This window comes from uncultured Phenylobacterium sp., from assembly GCF_902826855.1.
Taxonomy (GTDB): domain Bacteria; phylum Pseudomonadota; class Alphaproteobacteria; order Caulobacterales; family Caulobacteraceae; genus Phenylobacterium.
This window is the reverse complement of sequence record NZ_CADEGK010000240.1, coordinates 1-5,161: the sequence shown is the minus strand read 5'-3', so window position 1 is coordinate 5,161 and position 5,161 is coordinate 1. Positions and strand designations below refer to the sequence as shown.

Here is a 5,161-nt window from a genome sequence, read left to right as displayed (position 1 = left end):
CGCGCGGTGCGGGCATGGGCGTGGGCGATGGCGACCGCCAGGGCGTCGGCGGCGTCCGACGCGGTCTTGCCGGCGGTGGGCAGAAGGCGGGCGATCATCCAGCCGACCTGGACCTTGTCCGCGCCGCCGGTGCCGACGACGGCCTTCTTGACCACCGTGGCGGCGTACTCGGCGACCGGGAGGCCAGCGCGGGCGGGAACGATCATCGCCATGGCCCGCGCATGGCCCAGCTTCAGGGCGGACTGGGCGTTCGAGTTCATGAACGTCTCCTCGACCGCCGCCTCGTCGGGCGCGTGGGCGGCGATCACCGCCTCGATCTCAGTGAACAGCCAGAGCAGGCGCTCGGCAAACGGGAGGCTGTCCTTCGGCGCGATGACCCCGTGGGCGACGTGGGAGAGCCGCGCGCCCTCGCAGGCGATGACACCCCACCCGGTGCGGCGCAGCCCGGGATCGAGGCCGAGGATGCGGACCGAGGGAGAGCGAATCATATTGTTCATCGTCTGTTCCGAAGAATGCCGGAACTACGGAGGGGCCGGAAGGGTGAAGAGGGGGTAAAGGAATCCAGCGGCGATGTTCATCGAACGATGATACGATACGCCGCCCGCTTTCAACCGTCGGACAGTCGACAGGGTGGTCGCCGTGCGGCAAGACACACGGTGGGACGCCGGCCCGGGAGGCACACAGTTGGTCGCTGCCGCGACGAAAAGCGCGTTCGAGGTGATGACCGAGGCTGGCAGCGGCGACGCGGGCGCCTTGGCGGTGGGCCTGCGACGCGGCGTCACCGGCCTCGGTCTGCGCGCCCTTGCGGCCAAGGCGCTGCACGCCGCCGCTGCCGCGCCCGAACGCATATCCGACATCTACGAGAATGCGTCCGCCGGATGGCTGGGGGGGCCGGTGTTCGCGCCAAAGTTGCGCACCGACGAGCCGCTGCCTATCTCGCCGGCCTTCTGGGAAGCGTTCTGGGAGCTCGTGGACCTGCCCCCAGACACTCGTCAGAGGCAGTTCGCCGGACGGGTGATGGGACTGGCTGGAGAACTCGACCCGGGGATCAATGCGCGGATGGCGCCGGTTGCGCGAGAGTTTCCCGGCGTGGTCCAGGCGGCCGCCGGGCGGATACCTAGGCGCCATGACCTCGACGCCCTGGCCAACCATCCGCCGGCCTCGTTGGGGTATGCCTACCGCCAGGCGATGCTCAAGGGCGGCGGCCTCGCCGAGCCCTTCGACCACGTCGTGCCCCTGCTGCGGCACATGCCGCCGCCGCTGAACCACATCAACGTCCAGGTCATCCAGTCCTTGACCCTGTGGAGGCTGGTCGCCGGCTACAGTTCGGCCTGGATGGATGAGGTCGCCATGGGCGGGTTCCTGATGGCTCAGCTTGGCCACCACTACTCGGCGCTCTCCACCGCCACCACCCTGACCATCATCGCCCTGAAACGCCCCAAGGGCCTCGAGGTGACGCTGGACTGCATCTTCCGCGGCTGGGCTCACGGCCGCGAGACGCCGCCGCTGATCAGCGTGTCATGGGACGAGTTCTGGGCGCTCAGGATGGACCAGGTCCGCGAGGCGGCGGGAATCACTCCGTTCGATTCCCCCTACGCCGCGGCGATGCGGCGGGCGCACTCGGAAGCGACGAAGCACTAGGAGTGGTGTGGTATCGCGACGGCGGCGCAACCCACAGATCTGGCACGTATTGTGCTAGCTTGGCTTTAGTTGAGGCGGCGCCAACTGCCGAGGGTGTTTCGAAGGTCCGGATTCCCCTGCGGGTTGTTTGAGTCTAGGGCGCGTAAACATCTGTTAAACACAGATCACGTGGTTTTTTTTGGGGTATGGTGAAATGAAGACAAAACTTTTGGCGATGGCAACCGCGGCGGCGACGCTCAGCTTCGGTGCGCTCGCGGCCGCTCCGGCGTCGTCGGCGACCGTGTTCACGGCTGTTGGGGGCGTCCAGACAACCAACATCGAGTTCGACGGGTATGTCGGAGATGTCTTTACCTCTAACCTGAGCGCGCTGCTGACGCTTTCGCTGAGCAGCGTCACGGACACCGCACTCGGCAACACGTTCAACTTCTCCTACGAGCTTTCGAACACCTCAAGCGCCGACTCTAGGCTTTCGGTTTTTGGCGCGAGGGCGGTTCCGGCCACCTTTACCCTGGGCAACCTCACGGGTTTCGAAGTCGGCGTTATCGGGTCCAATAATCCGCCGCAGGCCGTCACCAACGAGGTCAACTTCTGCCTGAAGGACTTGGGCTCGCAGACCAACAACTGCAACAACGGTAGCGATGGCATCGCTGATGGCAGTAGCCTCACCGGCACCTTCAGCTTGGTGTTCGCGAACGGAGACCAGTCGCAGGTCACGTTCGACAACTTCTTCACGCGCTTCCAGAGCATCTCTCCGGCGATCTTGGGTCAGGACTCTGGCGTCGGCATTCAGTGCGGAGGCCTGAATCAGCGTCCCTGCGATGGCGGCGGCGTTGTCGGCAACCCCGTTCCTGAGCCCGCCACCTGGGCGATGATGATCATGGGCTTTGGCGGCGTCGGCGCGGTTATCCGTCGTCGCCGTCTTGTAGTCGCCTAAGCGCACTCCAGCACGAAAAAGGGGAAGCCCCGGCCGTTGGCCGGGGCTTTTCTTTGTTTCGCGATCGGCGCCCGCTCCTAACCAAACAGGAAGTCGCCGCTCTTCAGGGCGTAGCCGTTAAGCAGATGGAAGACCTCGGTCGAGCCGGTGGCTTTGTCGGTCGCCATCCAGTCCGTGGCGTTGACCTTGGTGACCGTCGATCCGGCGGAGAACCCCTGCAGGATGATGTGATCGCCCTTCGCAAAGTCTGAGATCCGATCATCCATCAGTTCGCCTCGGGCCAGGATGAAGTTGTCCTTGCCGGAGCCCCCGACGTAGATGTCGATCCCGGCGCCGCCGTTGAGGTCGTCGTTCCCTGCGCCACCGCTCAGGCTATCGGCGCCGGACCCCCCCACCAGGGTGTCGCCACCGCCGGCTCCGTCGAGCAGGTCATTGCCGTCCCGACCATCCAGGCGATTGGCGCCGGAGTTGCCGATAATGCGATTGGCGAGTTCGTTGCCCGTACCGCTGAGTGCGCCAGAGCCGGTCAGTGTCAGGTTTTCGACATTCGCGCCCAGGGTGTAGCTGAAGGCTGCTTGAACAGTGTCGATCCCCTCGGCGAAGAGTTCGAAGACCTTGTCGCCGGCGGTGTCGAGCACGTAGAGGTCGTTGCCCGCGCCGCCCATCAGGCTGTCGGCGCCGCCGCCGCCGTCCAGGGTGTCGTTGCCGGCCAGGCCTGAGATCGTGTCGGCGTAGGCCGTCGAAGTGAGGCCGGAGGCCGTAGCCGTCGGCGTGATGGCGTCACCCGCCAACGTTCCGGTGATCAGGACGCCGGTGGTGGGCGTAGGAGCGGGCGCCGGGGCCGGCTCAGGTGTGGGAGCGGGGGCCGTCGGCGCCACAACCGTGTTGAGGAACGTCGAGATGTCGAGACGTCCGTCCGTCGCCACCTTATCGAGCAAGGACGCCGTGGGCGTCGCGGATTGCAGCAGCGCCGCGCGGATCTGGGCGCCGGTCATCTCAGGGTGCAGCGCCGAATAGAGCGCGATCGCGCCGGTCACGAAGGGTGCGGCCATCGACGTGCCGTTCCACGCCTGGTAGCCGCCGCCCTTGATCGTCGAATAGATGGAGGCCCCCGGCGCGGCGATATCGACCGTGTTCATCCCGTAGTTTGAGAAGCTGGCCAGGGTCCCGTTGCTGGCGATGGCGGCCACGGAGATCACGGCGTCGAACGCCGCGGTCGTCGCGGTCGACAGGTTCGCCGGATAGAACCCGGAGACATCGTTGTTGGTGGCGTTGTTGCCCGCAGCGGCGATGTAGAACACGTCGGCTTTGGCCGCGCGCGTGATCGCGTCCTGCAGCGCCAGGGAATTCCCCGTTCCGCCCCAGCTCTGGTTGGTTGCAGCAAAGTCGGTCGCGACGCCGGACTTGGTCAGGTTGGTGAAGTAGTCCGTGGCCTGGATGTTCGCCGACGTCGAGACCGAGCCGGTGGCGCTGGCGGATTTCAGCACCACCATCTGTGTGGACCAGTTGACCCCGGCGACGCCGATGCCATTGCCGCCGGTGGCGCCGATGATGCCGCTCACGTGCGTCCCGTGGCCGTGGTCGTCCATGGGATCGTTGTCCCCGTTGACGAAGTCCCAGCCGATCAAATCGTCGGTGTAGCCATTGGCGTCCTGGTCCGAGCCGTCTTCCCAGCGTGCGTCGTTCAGGAGGTCGCCGCCGTCAATGCGCCCGTTGGCGTTCTTGTCGCTGACATAGGCGGCATTGGCGCCCTGGTTCAGGTCGCGAAAGGTGATCAGTCCGTCGCTGTCAGTGTCCGTCAGCGCGCTACGGAACGTGAGTGGGATCTCTTTCTGATTCAGCCAGACGTTTAGGAAGAGGTCGGGGTGGGTATAGTCCATGCCGGTATCGGCAACCCCGACGGCGACCTTGGTCGAGCCCGTCACGCCGGTGGCCCAAGCCTCCGTCGCCTGGCTGCCATAGGTGTTAACCGGGCTGCCCAGATCGCCGTACATGCCCCAGGTCTGGCCGCCGACCACGCTGGTGTCGTTGCTGACACCTTGAATGGTGGCGATGTAGTCAGGCTCGGCAAACTTGACGCCCGGGAGATGGGAGAGGATCGCGATGGCCTTCTCGACCGTCACGCCTTGTCCGAGGCCCACAAGGCCGAGGCTGTCGGAACCGTCCCCGCCGTGGATGACGTCCAACAGACGCCCACCAATGGCCTGCAGCGCCTTGCTATGCTCGGCCGCGCTCGAACCGCTGCTGAATTGGATCAGGATCTGGTCGGGTCGATACGCCGTGGTCGTGTAGTCGGAGGCAGGCATTAGATCTCCAGTATATTATCGCGAGAATTGAAATATTAGGTCGGCATACTGCCGAAGTGGTCCGAGAGAAGAGCTTCTTATTCTAGGTAATCGCCAACATATTTGGACATTATCCTGCCACAATGTGGTCAAGATTGACGCTAGTTCGCAAATGATGGGATACAGATTCTTAAGGGGCAGCTTATCGCGAAGATTAATCTTCGCTAACCTTGTTTGGTTCTAGCTAACAGCGCGTTAGCGCATATGTGGCAGAACGCCGCCGCGAGCCCGCCTCATGCGG

The 5,161-nt window shown here is 64.7% G+C and carries 4 protein-coding genes; 2 read left to right on the top strand and 2 right to left on the bottom strand.

Translation table 11 applies throughout. The annotated features are described in order from the left end of the window. Positions 1-497: crossover junction endodeoxyribonuclease RuvC (gene ruvC / locus QZV94_RS22065; protein ID WP_293682025.1), on the bottom strand; the 497-nt coding region annotated here is incomplete at its 3' end. Between the two features lie 187 nt (positions 498-684). Here ruvC and QZV94_RS22060 point away from each other — a divergent pair. Together QZV94_RS22060 and QZV94_RS22055 are read left to right on the top strand one after the other, a co-directional pair. After that, positions 685-1,641, top strand: a complete 957-nt coding sequence (locus QZV94_RS22060) for a hypothetical protein (protein ID WP_293682019.1) — start codon at positions 685-687, stop codon at positions 1,639-1,641. Positions 1,642-1,834: 193 nt separating this feature from the next. Next, positions 1,835-2,575: a cistern family PEP-CTERM protein gene (locus QZV94_RS22055; RefSeq protein WP_293682016.1), complete on the top strand. Its 741-nt coding sequence runs from the start codon at positions 1,835-1,837 to the stop codon at positions 2,573-2,575. A gap of 77 nt (positions 2,576-2,652) precedes the next feature. Here QZV94_RS22055 and QZV94_RS22050 read toward each other — a convergent pair whose 3' ends face one another. Beyond that, positions 2,653-4,881: a S8 family serine peptidase gene (locus tag QZV94_RS22050; protein WP_293682013.1), complete on the bottom strand. Its 2,229-nt coding sequence runs from the start codon at positions 4,879-4,881 to the stop codon at positions 2,653-2,655. Positions 4,882-5,161 lie beyond the last annotated feature (280 nt).

Excerpts from the sequence above, each read along its gene's own strand:
- QZV94_RS22055 (WP_293682016.1), top strand. The coding sequence starts at position 1,835 with ATGAAGACAAAACTTTTGGCGATGGCAACCGCGGCGGCGACGCTCAGC.
- QZV94_RS22050 (WP_293682013.1), bottom strand. The coding sequence starts at position 4,881 with ATGCCTGCCTCCGACTACACGACCACGGCGTATCGACCCGACCAGATC.